The following is a 19368-nucleotide window of genomic DNA, read 5'->3' as shown; positions in this document are numbered from 1 at the left end:
AGGAGGCTCGAAAGAGCAAAAACGCTATGCGTACAGGGTTGTTTAGTTAGATACAGTAATTGTCCTGTTAAAAGTGCAATACAAAGGCACCCTAATTGAACAACTCCAAGGCGGTAGCGAAACTAATATAAAGCCGTCCTATAAGGACGGGGTTTCTACCCATTTTTTCTGATGAAAGGTTAATTCTTCGATACGTTAAAAATCCCCTGTCAAAATCAAAAATTCTGACAGGGAATTTATTTTGGTTTATTTGATAAACTAAAACAAAAGAAAAATTTTGTTCGCGGAAAGAAAAACAATGTTAGACGAAAACGCCAAGAAAACCATGTTACTAAAAATTCCCCACGCGCTATACATCTGTGGGGTTAAAGATGGAGAAGAACTCAACGGATTTACAGCCAGTTGGGTAATGCAAGGCTCTTTCAAACCGCCTTTAGTGATTAATTGCGTGCGGCAAGATTCCGGTTCTCATGCCATGCTGAAAAAGAGCGGTGTATTCACATTGAGCTTTCTTGACGAAGGACAAAAAGACTTAGCCGCGAAATTTTTTAAACCCCAAAGTCGTGTTGGCAATAAATTAGCAGATATTGATTTTACTCTCGGTGAGAAAACCGGATGTCCCATCATCACAGATTCATTAGGATATCTAGAATGCCGCGTCATCGGTAGCGTTGATGAAGGAGATCATACTGTTTTTGTCGGAGAGGCGATCGGTGCGGGAATTTATCGCGATGGTAAACCTTTATTGCTTGAAAATACAGGTTGGCAATATGGAGGATGATCTACAGTTACCGATCGCCAGTCACTCGTTATAAATTTATCTTTGGAAATTATGCCCTTAATAAAAGTTCAATCTACTGAATCTCCCGATGCTGAAAAAGTTAAAATTTTGCTCAAAAGTTTGTCGGAGAAATTAGCACAACATTTGGGCAAACCAGAAAGTTATGTCATGACGGCTTTTGAAGGAAATGTTCCTATGACTTTTGCGGGGAGTCCCGATCGCGTCTGTTTTCTAGAAATCAAAAGCATTGGCACCATGAAGCCGGAACAAACCAAAGCCATGAGCCAAGATTTTTGTCATACTATTAGTCAAGATTTAGGTGTTCCAGGCGATCGTATTTACATTGAATTTGCCGATGCAGAACGCCATCTGTGGGGCTGGAAAGGAACAACTTTTTAGGATTCATCAAGTAATCTCTGGAGAAATTCAACGAGAGGAGGAAGGTTAAGCTGAATAGTTTTCCAAACCAGACGGAGATTAATTTGGAAATACTCATGAGCGATTACATTACGCATATCAGACATATCTCGCCAAGGTAGATCGGGGGCAAGAGCTTGAATTGAGTTTGGAATACTGTTAGCAGCTTCACCTATAATAATGAAGTTGTACAGCACTGCTTTTTGCAGTAATGAGTTCTGGCGAAATTCTTCATAGCTACAGGCTTCTGTCTGCTCTTGGATTTCTGCGATCGCATTGAGAATATCCCAAACCCGTAATTTCCAATCTCTAGAAGACATGAATTGCTTCCTCAAGAATCGGTTGGCGAAGATGTTCCCGGAGTGCTTCTACTGTTCCCAGATCGATTGAACAATTCAGTTGTTCTTCGAGATAGCGACGGAGGCGAAACAACTCAAATAAACCGCAATTTTCAGATAAGTCTACCAACAAATCTAGATCGCTATTTGCATGAGCCTCATTCCGAGCAACTGAACCAAACAAAGAAAGCGATCGCGCCCCCATATTTTGTAATATCTTTTGTTCTTGTTGGAGTCGCTGAATAATCTCTGAAGTATTCATAATTGACACGCTCTAGTATTTTTTGGCGTTGGAGAATGCCTAATGTTTAAAGAGGAACTGGCACTTTGTTGAATTTCAAGTAATGCAAGAGCAAGCGAATGGAATACTCGAGCATCGTTAAGGATTTCGAGTAACTGAAATCCCATCCGTCTACACGGTGGGATAGTTCATAGTGATTCAGAAACCGTTCAAGATACAGTCTCCGGCAAATTAGTTTGTAGTTTTAGGCAATTTCGTTCGCCATTGACCTGCAATTGGTATTCAACCTTATCCATGAGCCTTTTCATAATTAACCAACCATAACCACCCTCCTGCTTTCGTTCGGGAACTGGAGCCGAATAGGTATCAAGATCGTAGCCATTACCAACATCCCAAATTTCCAAAGCCAAGTCTCGATTTTTCAGTTCGAGGCGCAGCAAAATAGGAATTTGCGCTTGTTCTTTATGAGCGTGGCGCACGACATTAGAATATGCCTCCACCAACGCTAGGCGCAGGCGGCTGGACTGGCGCGGCCAATCCACTGAATCACCGAGTTCCAGTTCCAAACAGTCAAGCAACCAGCGCTCGACTACTGTTAAAAACTTAAGATCGCTCGGAATTTGTAGTTCCGTCTTCATTAACTACAAAACCTCCAAAGATAGCATGGTTTGATCGTCTTCCTGAACTTGGGTGGTACATTGACGAAAGCGCTCTAACAAGCTGGTGAGATCGAAAGCTGACGATTCTTCCAGAATCAATTGCCAAAGACCGTCCTGATTGAGCATTGTATTCGTTTCTGACGCGCTCGGGGAATCCTCTCGCGTCACGGTTGCTTCTGTAATACCATCACTGGTTAACAAAAAAATATCTCCTGAGCTTAAGGTTATCTCACCGGCTTGTCCTTTCCAAACGGGCAAAATACCGACAGGCACGCCTCTCGCTTTTAAATAATTGGGTTCAAGACCATTAGCCTGTCCCGCTTCTGCTTGTTGAATGCTGGTTTGATGATTCCAAACCATCGGGTAGATATGACCAGAATTGGCATAATTCAAGCACCTTGTTTCTGGACTATAGCGGGCGATCACCATCGTAATAAAACAATTCGTGCTAAATAAATCGTCATTCATGGTTTGGTTGAGATTTCCTACACCACATGAGGATCGGGAGAGGCTTCTTGGGAGAGTTCCCGACGCAAAATTGAAATGGCACTGGTCATAAACAATGCAGCCGGAACTCCTTTTCCGGAAACATCTCCCACCGCTAACCAAATATCTCCTTGAGGATGAACGTAAACCTCAAAGAAATCTCCTCCTACTTCTCGAGCTGGATAGCAACTGGCCTGAACTTTTACGTTTCCTGTATCTCCCCAACTCTGACGCAACAAATTGTGCTGAATTTGTCTGGCGACTTCTAACTCAGCCCGCATTTTCTCGGCTTGTTGTTGAGTGCGTTGATAGAGTTTGGCTTGGGAAACCGCTAAAGCTGCCTGTTCGACGACGGATTTCAAGAGATTGATATCATCTTCAATCCAAGGGGTTGCCTCTCGATCTTGAGTGAGATAAAGGACGGCAAGGAGGTCTTGTTGAACCGTGAGAGGAACTGCTAATTGCAGGGCGGCATCTTCCTCTGATGAAACCTGTACTTGAGTATTACGAGTTTCGAGGACGCGATCAAGTAATGATGGCATCTCGGGGGGGAAACTGAATTCCACCTTTGATTCCACACTGCGATCGCCTTCCGGGATTTGATAAGGGAAAGAATCGACACTGAAGTGATCGCCTTCAACGGGTCTGAGAACCCCGGCTGCGGCCTCAAAATTTTCCGCAATCGTTTTGACGATCGCCTGTAACATATCTTTGTAATCCAAAGATTCGCGAATAGTCCGCGTAACGACGTTGAGAATTTCTTCTCGTCTCAGGGCGCGGCGCAGTTCGTTTGTTCTTTTCTTGAGAACTTTATAGGTCTCGGAGGCTTGTTGGACGACGATTTTGAGATTTTCTGGATTCCAAGGTTTGGTGATGTACTTAAATACCTTGCCAGAGTTAATGGCATCGACTAAATCTTCTACATCGGTATAACCCGTCAGGAGAATGCGAATGGTTTCGGGAAAGCGATCGACGGTTTTACTTAAAAATTCCGTCCCGTTCATGATTGGCATTCGCTGGTCAGAGATAATAATGGCCATTTCCCCCTCTTTTTCCAAAGTTTCTAGAGCGCTTAAAGCGCCATCTGCTTTGAAAACTTTAAAGTCCCGCCGGAATGTACGATATAGTAAGTCTAGATTGTCGGGTTCATCGTCCACCACCATCAGTTTCAGTTTCTGGGAACTTACCTGACTCATTAACTTTCTCCGGTTGGATTATAAAAAGAAGGGAAAAAGAAAAAGGAAATTGGAGATTCTGGGGGGAGTTACTAAAAGAGTTACTATCCGGTTGGTTTTGGTGATAGGAATTAATTCTTTGTAATCCTTATCGAGATCGAACCGTCTCCTTGATACTGGGAAGACACTTGATGAACACCCCATACTTTTCAGACTATACCATCTTTTGCACCTCTCTCGAACAATGAACAATTAGCCACAAACAATTCATGAATCGTTTATAGTTTAACAATACCAGAACGCAAGGCTTGTACGGCGGCTTGGGTGCGATCGTTAGCACAAAGTTTATTGAGGATATTGCGAACGTGAGTTTTCACGGTGCCAACGGTAATATAGAGGGCTTTGGCAATTTCGGCATTGCTGTAGCCTTCCACGATCAGTTGCAGAACTTCAAGTTCGCGTTCGGTGAGATAATAATTCTCGGTCCGAGAGGAGTTTGAGGCAGAATGTGACGCAAAATGTGACCTCACAGAATTAGAATTGCGGGCGCAGGAGAGGACAATTCTGGCGATCGCCGGATCTATCCAAGCATTACCTTGATGAGTTGTTTTAATGGCATCGAGAAGCCATTCTAGTTTTGTATCTTTCATACAATAGGAATCTGCTCCTGCTGCAAAGGCAGTCATGACAGCTTCTTCGTTATCCTGTAGGGTCAAAATCAGGATTTTAGTCGCGATCGGCGTAGCTTTTAACTGACGGGTCAGTTCAATACCATCGAGATCCGGTAGACCAATATCAACGATCGCCACATCGGGGACAAGATTCTGCACCAACTGCAAGCCCTCCTTCCCCTTGGTGGCTTCCCCGATACAATCGACTTCACTGCGTTCTTGTAATGCTGTTTTCAAAGCCATGCGGGTAAGATCGTGGTCTTCAATCAAGACGACTCGAATGTGATTCATATCTGTAATTCAGATGCTTATTTTTCCCTACCAATCTTTTGACACTCCCTACTCTCAAGAGATGAAGCAGCCAATTCCCACAATTTTATCGTATATATCCTAAAATTCCAGAATGCTTTTGCGCCGATGTTGCCAGAATGGTAACGACACGACTCCCACCCCGATCGCTTCTGTAAGCTAAATTTATGCAGTCCCGCAGTCCCCAACTCCACCGACACCAACAAACTTTGTGGCAAGATTTAACCCTTGCGGCATCCCCCAAGGTCGGTCAACTCGACAATATTAAAACCCACCTCGATCTGGTTTTACTGGCGTTAGAAGCCCTCCTAGGCATTGGTTCTGATGCTATGCTCAAAACGGCCCAAGAATTGGGCTTGGAATCTGACATCGGCGATCGCGTCGGTTTATGGCGTTTGCGTCAATCTAATCCTTTACGAAAAAGTTCGGGGGGACGAAAAAAGTTAGATGTAGAAGAAGCGCGATCGTTGGTTTTAATTATCTGTCGTCTGGCACAACAGCATCAAGAGTTGGTTCGTCGTGCCGTGACTTTGCTCGAGCAAATGGTACAGGACGAACGCCCTCCCTATCAAGCCGCACTTTTAGGAGATTATTTAGACAATTTTTCTAATGCTTATCAAGAACGCATGAGAGAAAATGCAGCAGTTTCTAGCGAAGAACTTGAGAATCTTGCCTGCAAATTTTTAATCGATTTGCTCTTCTACAGTGGGGCAAATGGTCATCGCCGCTTATGGTTAGCCCTTATCAGTTAACAATTATTAATTATTTTCATCCCCCATCATTCATCTCTACCATGATTACCCGCCGCTATACTCCCCCGACTTGTACTTTAGAGATTTTTGCCAAGCGATCGCCTCTGGCTCGTTTTTGGGGGAATTCCCTCGTTAACGAGTTACGTTTTGAATTGCGCTTCGACGATCCCAGAAATATTCAGAAAGACTCTCCCATCGCTTGTGGCGATCGCCAACAGTTAGATCTTTTGTGCGATTTAGTCACCACCTACGTTCAAGATTTTTTACTCCTATCTTCGACTCGCAATTTTCCCCTTCTCGCCGTTGACACTTTGACCGCCGAAAAGTCCCCTCTTCCCCCCGAGGATAATGCCTCTCCTGCACCTTCTTTGCCTTATCTTCAACCCAAAGGACTACTCTTCCACGAACTCACCCTCGGGGAATTGGCTGAGTCGAATGCAGAGGCGATCGTGCCGTTGAGTGCAAGCCAACTTTTCGATCTGGCCACAGCCCTTGACGAGTACAGTGCGGAGATCGATCGCCTCCCTCAATTGGCTCGTCAGTCTGCAACTCCGATGATTCCAGTTTGGGTAAAAGTTGCCGCCGGACTGGTGATTACCCTGGGACTGGCAACGGCGATCGCCCGACTCAGCCAACAACCGCAAAGTCAAATTGCCTCAACTTCATCTCCAAAGCAAGATTCCCTCGCCACCTCTCCCCTAGAACCTTTACCGTCCCTCCCAGAACCCTTACTCCCTCCCAATCCTACCTTTCCTAACGATCTCTCCCAACGCGGTCAAGTGACTCCTCCCCCGTCTGTAACTACCCCCATCCCCTCAGAAGCCCCCTTTGTTATCCCCAGACCCGCCCCCCCTCCCAATAGAAGCAATTCCTCAAGTTCCTCCTCACCTCCACCCTCCCCAAAGGAAAAGGAAAACAATGATTTCCCCCTAGTACCGCCCAAAGCCACGCCAACCCTGCCGGATCTACCCGCCATCACCTCAGAACGATCTCAGAACAACTCCTCTTTAGAAAACAACCCCTTTGCCGATAATTCCCCCACTACTCCTGTCGAACCGTCGCGATCGCCCAATCAATCAGAAACCCCAGCAGCAGCCTCTCCCCCTCCTGTTGTTGCTCGTTCTGTTCCTAGTCCAAACAGCAGCCGCGATCGCGCCCCCTCTCCCTTTGAATCCTTAGAAGGCAGAACCAGTAATCCAGAGCAAATTGCGCCCCCCCAAGTCTCTCAAGTCCAAGGCTATTTCCAACAACGGTGGCAACCCCCAGAAAACCTAAGCGAAACCTTAGAATATCGCCTGTACTTGGACAGAGATGGTTCTCTCGAACGCATTATCCCCCTAGGAGAAGCCGCACGAAGCTATCTCAACCGCACCCCTATGCCCCAACTGGGCAAACCCTTTGTTGCCCCCTCCTCAAATCTTCAAACCCTACAAATGCGTTTGGTTTTGGAAACAGATGGTTCAGTACAAACCCTTTTGGAATCCTCAGATCGTTGAAGAAAAAACCATAAATGAGAAAAAGAGATGAGAAAAAGAGATGAGAAAAAGACTTTCTCTGGTCTATTTTTCACTATTTTTCATAAAAATTAACAAAAATTTACCCTCCTGCTCAATTAATCCCCCAAATCCAGAGAACTCATTGAGGATTAATTGAGTTTTAGTGTCTAGAAAACGAATTAGCGTAGAAAACTACTCATTAGCCAGAAAATTAGGAAAGTTAGTAATTGGGCAAACTCCACCGGAGAACTACCCCCATTGTCAACAGGAGAACTCACCAAGCCCGATAGAAGCCCCCCAATAATCAATCCCATGAAGAATCCAGCCAATGTCATCAAGAAAGCACGGCCAAAGCGATTTTCCTTGCGATTGAGAAAATAAAGATTGACACAAAACCCTAATCCAAGGACTAGAGGGCTTAAGGTCGAATTCTCATTCGAGTTTAACAAGGTCAAAATCGCCAAACCCAAAAATATCAGAGCCGGCCAAAGAATATCCGATCGCGATGGCGTATCGATAAATTGCTGCATCCAACCCGTAGAAGCCGTTGGCGTATTCAACGCGACAGGGGATGGAGCTTCTACCTTCCGCTCCGGAAAGCGAATGCGCTCGGGTACCTTAATTTTGCCCTCTTGACGCATTTTCAAGCGATCCATGATAATCGCATCATAAGCAGCCTCAATGGTTTGCACTTGTTTGCTGTCATTTTCGTATTGCTGACCCAAACGACTTCTAGCCTCTTGAATTTCTTCAAAAGACGCGTCCCGCGTTAACCCTAGAGTTTCATAGGCATTTTGTTCGCTCATCAAACAACCTCCACAATAGTCCCATCTTTGCCTTTGGTTGCTGCAAATTCTACACTGGTTAATAAGTGTTTCAGAGTTAACCCTTTGCTGCACTCCCTCATAAAGCTAGTGTAGCTTGACATCGAGAGGGTGGTAAACTGGCTCGCCAGTTCCAACCAGTCAATTGCCGATTGGATGTCAATATATCGAGCATGACCTAATCTATTTAGAGTAATCTATCAGTGTCTCTATTGTTCAGGACTTACGCAGCTAGGGAGCGAGACGCTCCCACTACGGTATTCTCTTGCTATGGTAGTGCGGGCATCTTGCCCGTTAATGAGTAAGTCCTATTGTTGTCTAGAATGCTGTTGTCTAGAATACCAAGGACACTCTTGGGTTAATCGACCTTAAATTAAGTCATAATATCTAGTTTTTTAATTTTTTCAAAGAAAAACTATGGCTACGGACTCTGCCAAAATTCTTGTTGTGGATGATGACCCAGCTATCCGAAACCTCGTTGAGCGATTTCTCTCTCAAAAAAAGTATCAAGTGGAATCGGCGGCTGATGGCAAGTCTGCCTTGGTCGCGTTTGACAGCTTTAACCCCGATCTGGTGATTCTCGATGTGAATTTGCCCGATGCTCTCGGCTATAATCTCTGCGAGCAAATGCAAAGCCGAACGGATGTCTTTGTTTTAATGCTTACCAGTCGTAATGATACGGAAGATAAGGCGATCGGCTTTAGGAAAGGAGCCGATGACTATTTAACAAAACCGTTTGATTTGCAAGAACTCGAATTTCGGGTCGGGGCGATCCTCAAGCGCAAGCGCGTGGTGGCAACCCCGCCGGAAAAAGAAATTATTGAGTTTGGTTATTTAGCGATCGATCCTCAGCGCAGAGAAGTTAAAGTGAGCGGCCAACTGGTCTCATTTACTTCACTAGAGTTCGATCTGCTCTATTACCTTGCGTCTCATCCCAATGAAGCCTTAAGTCGCCCAACTTTAATTAAAGATGTTTGGGATTATGACGATATGGTGGGAGATCAAAGGGTGGTGGACGTACACATCGGACAAATTCGCAAAAAAATCGAAAACGATTCTGCCCAGCCTTCTCTGATTAAGACGATTCGCGGTTATGGCTATCGTTTTGAACTGCCAGAATTGTAACTTGCTTGCCGATCGCATTTCTGGGCGATCGCCAGTAAATCTCACTTAAACTTGAGGAGATTCGGATTCTGGATGCTGGGTAGTCGCTTCTACCTTGGGATTCATCTCGTTTGATTCTTGGGGTTCTAACTGAGCATTCATTTTTACGGTATCTTCAATTTGTTGTGCTTCTCGCTTAAATTCATTTTGAAATTCATTGGATGCTTCTTGGAATCCGCGAATCGCTTTGCCGAGACTGCGCCCGATTTCTGGTAATTTCTTCGGCCCGAAAATGAGTAGGGCAACAACCAAAATTAGTACCATTTCCGGTAAACCAATGCCAAAAACATTCATGATAAAACTCCCGTTCCTCAAGTTTGCGTCTTTAATTTTTACACAATAAAAAACCCGGCGAACCGGGTGCGATCGCTCTAACTGGAAAAATCACAAGAAGAGAAGCCTCTGCTTAACTCTAGCGTCCCATTCTAGCTACCTAAACTTCTCCAATCAACATTCACGCCATTGAGAACGAGATCGGAGTTGTAAATCTGCAAAATAATTAACAAGAACACGAAAAATAACAGCATGAAAACTGCCATAAGGGAAGTTGTTCCCCAACCGGGAGCAACTTTTCCGTACTCGGCGTTTAAGGGCCTTAGCCGATCGCCCAACCACGTGCGCTGTGCCATAATCTCAAAAATGAATAGTCAAAAATGAATGAAAGTGACATTTTGTTAATGTCTCGTAATATTATAGAGCTATCGGTCTCATCTTCAAACTTAAAAAATGGAACCCGCAACAGTTTTTATTATTGGCATTGGTATTTTATTGCTGGCTGTGACGGCATATTCGATCTATATGTCTTTTGGCGCACCTTCGGCGGAATTACTCGATCCCTTTGACGAACACGAAGATTAAAGTTAGTCTCACTGAATTTTAATTACTTTTGTTAGTTTGTCACCCACTAAATTTAAAGAACACCATTCAAGGAATTTTAATATGGAACGTCGTATATTTTTGCGCTGGTTTGGTACTGGAATACTGGCAACCTCTTTGCCTGTGGCGATCGCGGCTTGTTTTTCTGAGGATTCTTCAGAAGAGAGTTCTTCTTCAAGCAGTGAAACAAGTTCAGAAACAGCGAGTCAAAGTCAACCCGATGCAGATGGATTTGTGCTGGTGGGAACAGTCGCCGCACTCAATCAAGATGGCTATATTACCGATAAAAAATTGGAGGCGATCGTTGTTCGTAATCCAGATGAGACTCTCTCTGCCGTGAATATAAAATGTACTCACAAACAATGTGATGTTGAGTGGAGAGCCAGTGATGCTAATTTAGCCTGTCCTTGTCACGGCTCTAAATTTGCCACAGATGGAAAAGTGATTGAGGGTCCCGCAGAAACTGCTCTCGCCAGTTATGAAATTAAGGAGGAGGGTGATTCTATTTGGGTAAAAACGAGTTAATTAAGTTGAGCGAATTACGCCGCTTGGATGTATCCCTTTCTACCAAACCGATCGCCTAAATCCGCTAGAGTCTTGGGGGAATGGAATAATGCGATTTTACGATAGACTCTATGCGGATTGAGCAATTGCAGGCATTTTTAGCCGTAGCGGAGGCCGGAAACTTCGGACAAGCAGCGAAACAGTGCGGTATCACCCAATCCACTATCAGTCGCCAAATACAGGCTCTTGAAAGCGAATTAGGTTTGCCTCTGTTTCATCGTACCGCCCGCGTTAAATTGACGATCGCAGGGGACCAATTACTATCGAGGGCTAAACGGATCTGTTTGGAGTGGAATAATATCAACCGAGAACTGGGAGAATTGCGAGATGGCAAACAACCGGAACTTTGTGTCGCCGCTATTCATTCCGCTTGCGGCCATTATTTACCGCCGATCCTGCAACAATTTTGCCGAGACTATCCTGAAGTGCAGTTGCGAGTTACGGCTTTGGGTAGCGATCGCGCCCTGAAGGTTTTGCGGGATAATTTGGTTGACGTAGCGATCGTGATGAACAATCAATTTTTAACAGCTTCCCCAGAAACGATTGTAGAGCATCTGTATCAAGAACCCGTACAAATCTTAATGGCCGCCCATCATCCCCTTTCCCAATACGATCGCGTCCCTTGGTCAAAATTAATCGGCTATCCTCAAGTGGTTTTTAAGGACGGGTATGGGATGCAGCGCTTAGTTCAAGAGCGTTTCGAGAAATTGGGTGCAACCCTGCAAGTCATGATGGAACTGAACACCCTCGATGCTTTTCGCGGTGTTGTCCGACAAGGAGACGCGATCGCGCTACTTCCCCAGGGCGCACTCGTCGAAGCCAAAAACGATCCCTCCCTTGCCATCCGTAGTATTGCTGCTTCTAATGCCCTCGGTGGTAGTGTTGAAGATAGCAATTTAACCCGTCAAGTCGTTCTCGTTACCACCTGCGATCGCCTTCTCATCCCTCCCATCCAACATTTTTGCAACTTAGTCCGTCAAACCCTACAAAAAGAACCCCAGAAAAAAGAAGAATATATTGCTTAATTCTCCTGAATCGTAAAAAGCAGGAGAAAATGGGAAAATACTGTTCCCTATTCTCTATTTCTTGTTTCCTATTCCCTTATGAGTAATGCCTTTCGAGAACTGCTGAAAAAAATAGGTAGCGGTCCCCATACGGGTAAAGATTTAACCCGAGCAGAAGCCGCCCAAGCGACTGAGGCAATTTTGACCCAAGAGGCAACTCCGGCTCAAATTGGCGCATTTTTAATCGCCCATCGTATCAAACGCCCCACTAGCGAAGAATTAGCCGGGATGCTTGATACTTATGATCAATTGGGAATGCGCTTAAAATCTTGGCCGAATGCTCCCACCGTGACGATTATGGGTACGCCTTACGATGGGCGATCGCGTCATGCTCCGGTAACGGTTCTCACTGCCCTCATTTTGTCAGCAGCCGGGGTTCCCGTCATTCAACATGGAGGAGATGTCATGCCGACAAAATACGGCATTCCCCTCAAAGACATTTGGCAAGGATTAGGTGCGGATTTTACGCAACTTTCCCTCCCACAAGTCCAAAACCTCTTAGAAAAAACGGGAATCGGTTTTCTTTATCTTCCTCAACAATTTCCCCTTGCTCAAGGATTAGTGACCTATCGCGATCAAATTGGCAAGCGTCCTCCTTTTGCAACAGTAGAGCTAATTTGGCCGCCCTATCAAGGGGAATTTCACCTGGCTGCGGGGTTTGTTCATCCTCCGACGGAACAGTTTATGCAGGGTGCTTTGGGGTTGCGGGGGGTGAAAAATTACACCTTAATTAAAGGTTTGGAAGGGAGTTGCGATCTACCGCGCGATCGCACGACGATTATTTCTGTTTACAACCCAGATAATCCGGAAATTCAGCGTTTAAAACTCAACGCTAAAGATTACAATTTGGGAGGAAAAGAGGTGCCTTTGACCTCCGAAACGCAACTTTTCGCCCAAATGCAGGGGCTTTTACAAGGACAAGCATTGGAGTTATTGCCCGCAGTTCTCTGGAATGGGGGGTTTTATCTTTGGCGTTGCGGAATCTGCGAAGATTTAGAGACAGCAATAGGAAGAGCAGAATCTTTGTTAACTTCAGGACAAGTGAGCCAGAAATTAGAAGAGATTAAAAAGGCGATCGCTTAGAGGAATGCGATCGCCCTTATAAAAAAATAATGTTGTGAACTACAAATTCGCCGGATCGATTCCTAATTCCCGCAATTGTGCTGCTAATTGTTCGGCGCGTTGTTCCGCCAAACTAGCCCTTTCTTCCGCCGAATTAGCCCTTTCCTCCGCCGAATTAGCCCTCTCTTCGGCGGCGGCGGCCATTTCTTCAGGTAGGGGAATTAACGCCCCTTCTAGGGTCATCCAGCGTACCCACAGGCGATCGAGTCCTTGATAAGAGCCTTGCCACAAACCAAAACTCAACTCCAGTTCGGGAATAGCTAAACGCCCATTAGTGAGGGAGACAGGTTCGTAATGACCGCCAACCAAATGAAACGCTTGCAATTCGCTGGTATAACGACTGAAAACGAAATAATAGGGAATTCGCAAAATTTGCTCGTAAACTTGCCATTTTGTGGGAGGGGCTTTCGATCGCCTTGAAGTGCGTCCCAAGTCTTCATTTTCTGTACCAGGAGACAGGAGTTCAAGGGCTACAAAAGGATTGGCTTCTTCTTGCCAGCAGACATAACTCAGGCGCAAATCTCGTTCTTCATAGAGTCGGGGAACACCCACGACTCCAAACCAATCTGGACGCTTGTACCAACGTAGCTGGATGGGATCGTAGTAAAGATAAAGGTCTGTGGCTGAAAAAACGCGGTTCGCATCCCAATTGGGGGGTTTAAAGGTTAAAAGCAGCATTTGGGGCTGCCAAATATGAAATTCGTCTGGCAAACCAGGATCCTCCGGATTTTCACTGGGTAAATCGTACATAGTCGGCAGGGTTTGCCGGGGAGACAAGGGGGGATCGGTTTGGATGGGACGCTTAAAGGTTGAAGTCATTTCTAGATACAATGAATTCGGTTTTGGGCGGTTGAATGCAGGATTTTTGTGCAGTTTTATTAATCCTTGATAAACCATTGGTAAGCGCAGTAGCCGAGAGTGCCGACGATCGCCAGTACAATCAAAGAAGTCAACAGGTGTAAAACACCGCTAACGACGGACAAGGCAAAACCGCTTGCCACCAGGGCAACGACGATTTTTCCGGCAGGAGGTAGGGCATTGAAGCCATTTTTGAGGGTTGTCGCTACGCCATCGAAGTTTAATGAATTCGAGGTTGGGTAATTTGGCTGAATTTCGGGTTCGACAGCCGTATTCGTTTCGGTCTTACTTGCGGCTCGATCTAGCTCTCTCTCTAGTTCTTGTAGTTTTTGTTCTAAATCGCGATTGTTGGGAGAGTTCATAGGAATATCAGTGGAATATCAGGTTTACGAATTTGGCGATCGCTACAGGAAAATATTAGCGACTATACTTATTATCAAATAAAAAATTGCAGTTGGACGAGTTTGTACTCAATCTAGCCAATTGAAGGACAGTACCATCCTAACCGGAAAATAAGCCTTTCCGCGTCATAATTAGGTATGAGACGAATTTTGAGGATAAAAATCATGCTACAGATCAAATCATTGCTTAAAACTCTATTTTCAACGGCGATCGCGGTTAGCTTTCTCCATGCTGGGGCAACGCTTGCGGAAACTATCGCCATTAGACCTCAATCCGGTTATAACAAGACCTTAAACGGGCTATCGGGAGGTAATGTCAACACCAATGATTGCGGTTTTATTAGTAATAGCCCCAATCATGTCATTACCCTCGATACGGATATTGATTCGATGGAAATTAAAATTAATGTAGCAGGGGGCGAACCTACTCTTTTAATTGAAGGTCCTGATGGTCGTTTTTGTACTCGTGCCATCAATGGAGAAGCTAATATTACTGGATATTGGCCGGCTGGAGAATATACGATTATTGTTGGCGATCGCCTGGGTGCCAATAGCCAATTCAACTATACTCTTTCAATCCGTCAGTAACTGGCGCACTCTCTGTTGATAAAGGCTAGACTCTCTACTGAATCAAGCGACCCATTGCTGTTGAGCAAAACGCAACCCAAATAAGAACAGTAACAAGGCAAAAAAGACTGTGACAAGATAACCCCAACGTGGATATTTTTGGAAAACGATTCCCAAGGCGATCGAGGTAGAGATAATCCCGTAAACGTAGCGTTCTGCTGAAGTCGTTCGACCCGAACTAAAGATGATACAGAAACTAAAAAAAGCATAGATTAGCGCGATCGCGGGGATTTTTTTGCGGGTATGCCAAAGCACATAAATTCCCCCCAAAACCATCACAGTATTGAGAAAAGGATCTCCAGCGATTAACCATAAAGCCAAGAATAATAAACTGAAGCCAATATCAACCCCGACAGCAGGAAGGCGATCGCGAAATTTCCCTAATAAGAAACCCAAAATACCAATCGTAATAATCATTAAAGGATGCCAAGGATCGATTAATATTCCTGCTTTCATATTGGCATGACCGAACAGAATTTGACCGAACATAATTAGCCATCCTTGACCAAAAAAATCTTGCTCGGGTTGCCAGGCTTTCTGCACTTTGAGAAAAGCTAATGGTTCATTAAATTGCAGCCAACAATATAAACTATATAAAATTAAACCACCACTGGCCAGAAAACTAGCAAGATAAGCTCGAAAAGGACGGCGTTTTCGCCATGAAGTCAGCAAAAAAGTAGGAACAATTGCTAACCCTGTGATGCGAGTTGCCGTTGCTAATATGCCCCAAAAAGCCGCTAAAAAATGACGCTGGCGATGGAATGCAGCCAAGGCCGCCGTACTGCATAATAAAAACAATCCTTCTGTATAAATTACTGTCCCAAAAAGCGAAAATGGACACCATGCTAAAACGACCGTTGACCATCGCGCGACACTTTTTCCTTGACAACTTTCTAGCCAATTGTAGAGAATAAATAACGCCCCTAAAAAAGCAAAACTATTCACCAGTGTTGCGGCTACATCAAATGGTAATCCCAAACACATCACCAGTTTTGTCAACAAGGGAAGTAAGGGAAAAAAAGCAACATTATAGCCCTGGCCATCGTTAACATAATGGTAGCCTTCCACCGCGATCGCATGATAAGCTGCACTATCCCAAGCAAAAAATACACCCCAACCTTGAGGGACGCTTCTAGCACCTTCTGGAACCGACAGTAAAGGCGCAATAAACACCATTGCGATAACAATTAGACTGCGACTGGTTAACCCCATTAAAAGTGGAAATAACCAGCGATCGCGCCGGAAAATTGTTGCAATTCCCAACTTTTTTTCCCTCTCCACCTCTTGCCTATTTTCCATTATGGATATTCTCGAAATTCTCAAAGAAGACTATAAACGCTTTCCTTGTCATCAAACTTATAGCATTTATGCGACCGATGTTTATTTCAAAGACCCCATCAATGAATTTCGGGGGCGCGATCGCTACCACAAAACGATTTCCTTTATGGCGCATTGGTTCAAAAATATGAACTTAGAACTGCACGAAATGACGCGATCGCACGATACCATCCAGACTCAATGGATCTTAAGCTGGACAACTCCCCTCCCTTGGCAACCCCGCATCACCATCCCTGGACGCAGCGAACTGCAACTCAACCCCGAAAACCTGATTATTTCTCACATAGACTACTGGCATATTTCTCGCCTTGACGTTCTCAAACAGCATTTTGTCTCGATTCCCGCGCCCTAAGTTAGAATAGCAAGGACTTCTTAGGTAGATCGGCTCATGCGCGTAATTTTGATGACAGGAAAAGGCGGCGTTGGAAAAACATCGGTTGCAGCAGCAACGGGGTTACGCTGTGCAGAATTGGGCTATAAAACCCTCGTCTTGAGTACCGATCCAGCCCACTCCCTCGCTGATAGTTTCGATCTGGAACTGGGACACGAGGCCAAACTCGTGCGATCGAACCTCTGGGGGGCGGAATTAGATGCACTAATGGAGTTAGAAGGCAATTGGGGGGCAGTTAAACGCTATATTACCCAAGTTTTACAGGCTAGGGGACTCGATGGCATACAAGCGGAGGAATTAGCCATTCTCCCCGGTATGGATGAGATATTTGGGTTAGTGCGAATGAAACGTCACTACGATGAGGGCAAATACGATATTTTAATTATTGATTCTGCACCGACGGGAACAGCATTAAGACTGCTGAGTATTCCAGAGGTAGGGGGTTGGTATATGAGAAGATTTTATAAGCCCTTACAAACAATGTCGGTTGCTTTGCGTCCTTTAGTTGAACCGATTTTTAAGCCCATTGCTGGATTTTCTCTACCGGATAAAGAGGTGATGGATGCTCCTTACGAATTCTACGAACAAATTGAAGAATTAGAGAAGATTTTAACCAATAATACACAAACTTCAGTGCGTTTGGTGACGAATCCCGAGAAGATGGTAATTAAGGAATCTTTACGCGCTCATGCCTATTTAAGTTTATATAATGTGGCCACAGATTTGATTATTGCCAATCGTATTATTCCCGAAGAAGTTAGCGATCCTTTTTTCAAACGTTGGAAGGAAAGTCAGGAAATTTATAGAAAGGAAATTCACGAAAATTTCCATCCTTTACCCGTAAAAGAAGTTCCTTTATATTCTGAGGAAATGTGTGGGCTTGAGGCATTAGAACGATTGAAAGAAACTTTATATGCAGATGAAGACCCATCACAAGTTTATTATCAAGAAAATACTATGCGTATTGTACAAGAAGGAGGATATTATAGTTTAGAACTATATTTACCCCGCATGACTAAAGATAAAATTCAGTTAAATAAAACTGGGGATGAATTAAATATTCGCATCGGTAATCATCGCCGCAATTTAGTTCTACCCCAAGCCCTAGCTGCGTTAAATCCGTCTGGGGCAAAAATGGAGTCAGATTATTTGAAAATTCGCTTTAGCACTTAATTTAACAAAGGCGAGATCAACCGAATGTCAACCATGCTAGTATTTGCGCCACGGTTAACGATAAGGCAATTTCTGGCAAAATTGGTAAAGTTTCATTTGAGGGCAGTCTCTGTTAGATTAGTTAGATTAACAGGATATCGTGTAGTTTTTTCGGGTGAGTTTTGCTCACCCTACTATTTAATTTCCCAAACAAATGCCCAAACCGCGAGCAGTTTTGACCAAGGTATCCTCGGGATCAACGGTGCGATAATCTTGAATGGCTTCGGCAATGGGAACACTAATAACTTGACTGTCCTGCCATGCTACCATTAAGTCCTCTTTTCCGTGATAAATCAAGTCTACCGCCGCAATGCCAAAAGCCGAGGCTAAAATGCGATCGATGGTAGAAGGGCGACCTCCCCGTTGAATGTGACCCAAAACCGTGACGCGGGTTTCTGCCCCCGTACATTTCGAGATACTATCGGCAACATATTGGCCGATTCCTCCCAAACGACATTCCCCAAATTGTTGTAGTTTTTGAATCGTGTCTCCCTCTTCAGTACAGACAGCTTCAGAGATAACAACAATGGAAAAATGAAAGCCCGCATTTTGCCGATCGCGGATTTTTTGGCAAACTAGATCGAGATTATAGGGGATTTCGGGAATGAGAATTACGTGAGCGCCCCCAGCAATACCCGCGCGGAGGGCAATATGTCCCGCATCTCGTCCCATCACTTCCAAGACCATGACGCGATCGTGACTGGCGGCGGTGAAGTGAAGGCGATCGAGGGCTTCGGTGGCAATATCAACGGCGGTACTAAAGCCAATGGAAAGCTGGGTATATCCCACATCATTATCAATGGTTTTGGGAATGCCGATGAGCTTAATGCCGCCTTGTTGGGCAATGCGTCGCAAAATAGCTAAACTGCCATCGCCGCCAATGCCGATCAGTGCTTCTAGCCCTAGTTGATGATAGCCTTCAATGATTTCTTCGGAACGATCTTTCAGGCTGCCATCGGGCATAGGAAAGGCAAAAGGGTTGCCTTTGTTAGTAGTTCCTAAAATCGTCCCGCCTTGAGTGAGAAGAGAATCGACTTTATGCAGCTTGAGGGGCATAACATTAGGAGGTCGGCTTAATAAGCCCATTGTTGACCCTTTGATGCCCAATACCTCCCAGCCATAATCTCCAATAGCACGGTTAACCACTGCCCGAATAACGGCATTTAAGCCAGCACAATCTCCGCCACTTGTGAGAATACCAATGCGTTTGGGTTCTCCCATCTCTGTTTTCCTCTTAATCATCAAACCGGAAGCAGAATTGAAACTTTAAATTCTACTTTCTTTTTCTTTTCCCCATAAATGGGGATTGATGGTTTTCTTTAGAGTATTTTGGACGAGCGATCGCCAAATTGCTAATTTTGTGGGATTGATTTTAGATTTCCGATGGCATGAGCTTTAGATGGAGGCTTTCGGAAAAGATATCTTTGGCGATCGCCTTCGAGATTGAGAGATGTAACAAACAGAGTAAACTGGAAGGATGGCTATATCTTCGAGCTTTGTCTTAATTTTGCGGATACCGGGGGGTGTCATTTTGGACTTCGGATTTTAACAGGGGTCAAATTCAGTTCTAGTCTGGGTTTGACCCTATTTTTGTGCGTCAGG

The 19368-nt window shown here is 44.7% G+C and carries 23 protein-coding genes and 2 pseudogenes; 12 read left to right on the top strand and 13 right to left on the bottom strand.

Translation table 11 applies throughout. From position 1 onward, the window contains the following. The first annotated feature begins 298 nt into the window (after positions 1–298). Both JUI58_RS03385 and JUI58_RS03380 read left to right on the top strand, forming a co-directional pair. On the top strand, positions 299–781 hold the full coding sequence (locus JUI58_RS03385) for a flavin reductase family protein (protein WP_204102334.1): 483 nt from the start codon (positions 299–301) through the stop codon (positions 779–781). Between the two features lie 51 nt (positions 782–832). Continuing rightward, entirely contained in the window at positions 833–1180 is a 348-nt protein-coding gene (locus tag JUI58_RS03380; protein ID WP_204102333.1) for a phenylpyruvate tautomerase MIF-related protein, read from the top strand. Here the strand turns inward: JUI58_RS03380 and JUI58_RS03375 are convergent. The 6 genes and pseudogenes from JUI58_RS03375 to JUI58_RS03345 all read right to left on the bottom strand — a co-directional run bounded on the left by JUI58_RS03375 (position 1177) and on the right by JUI58_RS03345 (position 5059). Next, positions 1177–1518, bottom strand: coding sequence for a DUF86 domain-containing protein (locus JUI58_RS03375; RefSeq protein ID WP_204102332.1), 342 nt, complete (start codon positions 1516–1518; stop codon positions 1177–1179). The two genes, JUI58_RS03380 and JUI58_RS03375, sit on opposite strands and share 4 nt — an antisense overlap. Next, positions 1508–1798: a nucleotidyltransferase family protein gene (locus tag JUI58_RS03370; RefSeq protein WP_204102331.1), complete on the bottom strand. Its 291-nt coding sequence runs from the start codon at positions 1796–1798 to the stop codon at positions 1508–1510. Before JUI58_RS03370 ends, JUI58_RS03375 begins: the two co-directional genes overlap by 11 nt. A 46-nt stretch (positions 1799–1844) precedes the next feature. After that, positions 1845–1931: pseudogene (locus JUI58_RS03365) on the bottom strand (IS1 family transposase); the annotation flags it as partial. 55 nt (positions 1932–1986) lie between these two features. Further along, positions 1987–2415: an anti-sigma regulatory factor gene (locus tag JUI58_RS03360; protein ID WP_204102330.1), complete on the bottom strand. Its 429-nt coding sequence runs from the start codon at positions 2413–2415 to the stop codon at positions 1987–1989. A gap of 3 nt (positions 2416–2418) precedes the next feature. Beyond that, a pseudogene (locus tag JUI58_RS03350) lies at positions 2419–4118 on the bottom strand (SpoIIE family protein phosphatase). 257 nt (positions 4119–4375) lie between these two features. Further along, positions 4376–5059, bottom strand: a complete 684-nt coding sequence (locus JUI58_RS03345) for a response regulator transcription factor (RefSeq protein ID WP_204102327.1) — start codon at positions 5057–5059, stop codon at positions 4376–4378. 185 nt (positions 5060–5244) lie between these two features. On the opposite strand from JUI58_RS03345, the gene JUI58_RS03340 reads away from it, so the two are divergent. Both JUI58_RS03340 and JUI58_RS03335 read left to right on the top strand, forming a co-directional pair. Beyond that, on the top strand, positions 5245–5829 hold the full coding sequence (locus tag JUI58_RS03340) for a DUF3038 domain-containing protein (RefSeq protein WP_204102326.1): 585 nt from the start codon (positions 5245–5247) through the stop codon (positions 5827–5829). Then, positions 5808–7325 carry a DUF4335 domain-containing protein gene (locus JUI58_RS03335; protein WP_204102325.1) on the top strand — a complete coding sequence of 506 codons (1518 nt, stop codon included), beginning with the start codon at positions 5808–5810 and terminating at the stop codon, positions 7323–7325. Before JUI58_RS03340 ends, JUI58_RS03335 begins: the two co-directional genes overlap by 22 nt. A 179-nt stretch (positions 7326–7504) precedes the next feature. Here the strand turns inward: JUI58_RS03335 and JUI58_RS03330 are convergent, their stop codons facing one another. Then, on the bottom strand, positions 7505–8131 hold the full coding sequence (locus tag JUI58_RS03330; protein WP_204102324.1) for a CPP1-like family protein: 627 nt from the start codon (positions 8129–8131) through the stop codon (positions 7505–7507). Positions 8132–8566: 435 nt separating this feature from the next. On the opposite strand from JUI58_RS03330, the gene JUI58_RS03325 reads away from it, so the two are divergent. Beyond that, complete coding sequence (locus JUI58_RS03325; protein WP_204102323.1) at positions 8567–9274, top strand: response regulator transcription factor; 708 nt, start codon at positions 8567–8569, stop codon at positions 9272–9274. Between the two features lie 45 nt (positions 9275–9319). Here JUI58_RS03325 and JUI58_RS03320 read toward each other — a convergent pair whose 3' ends face one another. After that, positions 9320–9607, bottom strand: coding sequence for a TatA/E family twin arginine-targeting protein translocase (locus JUI58_RS03320; protein ID WP_204102322.1), 288 nt, complete (start codon positions 9605–9607; stop codon positions 9320–9322). Between the two features lie 131 nt (positions 9608–9738). Next, complete coding sequence (psbH, locus tag JUI58_RS03315; RefSeq protein ID WP_204102321.1) at positions 9739–9942, bottom strand: photosystem II reaction center protein PsbH; 204 nt, start codon at positions 9940–9942, stop codon at positions 9739–9741. 97 nt (positions 9943–10039) lie between these two features. Here psbH and JUI58_RS03310 point away from each other — a divergent pair, with 97 nt between their 5' ends. The 4 genes from JUI58_RS03310 to JUI58_RS03295 all read left to right on the top strand — a co-directional run bounded on the left by JUI58_RS03310 (position 10040) and on the right by JUI58_RS03295 (position 12900). Further along, on the top strand, positions 10040–10171 hold the full coding sequence (locus tag JUI58_RS03310) for a photosystem II protein N (protein WP_204102320.1): 132 nt from the start codon (positions 10040–10042) through the stop codon (positions 10169–10171). Positions 10172–10252: 81 nt separating this feature from the next. Next, entirely contained in the window at positions 10253–10714 is a 462-nt protein-coding gene (locus JUI58_RS03305) for a Rieske 2Fe-2S domain-containing protein (protein ID WP_204102319.1), read from the top strand. A 110-nt stretch (positions 10715–10824) separates the two neighbouring features. Continuing rightward, positions 10825–11778, top strand: coding sequence for a LysR family transcriptional regulator (locus tag JUI58_RS03300; protein ID WP_204102318.1), 954 nt, complete (start codon positions 10825–10827; stop codon positions 11776–11778). 78 nt (positions 11779–11856) lie between these two features. After that, complete coding sequence (locus JUI58_RS03295) at positions 11857–12900, top strand: anthranilate phosphoribosyltransferase family protein (protein ID WP_204102317.1); 1044 nt, start codon at positions 11857–11859, stop codon at positions 12898–12900. Between the two features lie 39 nt (positions 12901–12939). Here JUI58_RS03295 and JUI58_RS03290 read toward each other — a convergent pair whose 3' ends face one another. Both JUI58_RS03290 and JUI58_RS03285 read right to left on the bottom strand, forming a co-directional pair. Next, positions 12940–13758 (bottom strand): Uma2 family endonuclease, encoded by an 819-nt coding sequence (locus tag JUI58_RS03290; RefSeq protein ID WP_239121241.1) that lies wholly within the window; start codon positions 13756–13758, stop codon positions 12940–12942. A gap of 59 nt (positions 13759–13817) precedes the next feature. Next, the gene (locus JUI58_RS03285; protein WP_204102316.1) at positions 13818–14159 is read right to left on the bottom strand and encodes a hypothetical protein; all 342 of its coding nucleotides are present in this window, start codon (positions 14157–14159) and stop codon (positions 13818–13820) included. A 204-nt stretch (positions 14160–14363) separates the two neighbouring features. On the opposite strand from JUI58_RS03285, the gene JUI58_RS03280 reads away from it, so the two are divergent. Further along, positions 14364–14786 (top strand): hypothetical protein, encoded by a 423-nt coding sequence (locus tag JUI58_RS03280; protein WP_204102315.1) that lies wholly within the window; start codon positions 14364–14366, stop codon positions 14784–14786. 42 nt (positions 14787–14828) lie between these two features. Here JUI58_RS03280 and JUI58_RS03275 read toward each other — a convergent pair whose 3' ends face one another. Continuing rightward, positions 14829–16124 (bottom strand): hypothetical protein, encoded by a 1296-nt coding sequence (locus JUI58_RS03275; protein ID WP_204102314.1) that lies wholly within the window; start codon positions 16122–16124, stop codon positions 14829–14831. A gap of 1 nt (position 16125) precedes the next feature. Here JUI58_RS03275 and JUI58_RS03270 point away from each other — a divergent pair, with 1 nt between their 5' ends. Together JUI58_RS03270 and JUI58_RS03265 are read left to right on the top strand one after the other, a co-directional pair. Then, a complete protein-coding gene (locus JUI58_RS03270) occupies positions 16126–16515 on the top strand; it encodes a DUF2358 domain-containing protein (RefSeq protein ID WP_204102313.1) in 390 nt (129 codons plus the stop codon). Between the two features lie 36 nt (positions 16516–16551). After that, positions 16552–17727: a TRC40/GET3/ArsA family transport-energizing ATPase gene (locus JUI58_RS03265; protein WP_204102312.1), complete on the top strand. Its 1176-nt coding sequence runs from the start codon at positions 16552–16554 to the stop codon at positions 17725–17727. A 177-nt stretch (positions 17728–17904) separates the two neighbouring features. Here the strand turns inward: JUI58_RS03265 and JUI58_RS03260 are convergent, their stop codons facing one another. Beyond that, a complete protein-coding gene (locus JUI58_RS03260) occupies positions 17905–18987 on the bottom strand; it encodes an ATP-dependent 6-phosphofructokinase (RefSeq protein WP_204102311.1) in 1083 nt (360 codons plus the stop codon). Between the last annotated feature and the right edge of the window lie 381 nt (positions 18988–19368).

Source organism: Spirulina sp. CCY15215, from assembly GCF_016888125.1.
Classification (GTDB): domain Bacteria; phylum Cyanobacteriota; class Cyanobacteriia; order Cyanobacteriales; family Spirulinaceae; genus CCY15215.
Note: the sequence above shows the minus strand (reverse complement) of the source record. Positions and strands in the feature narration are given on the sequence as shown.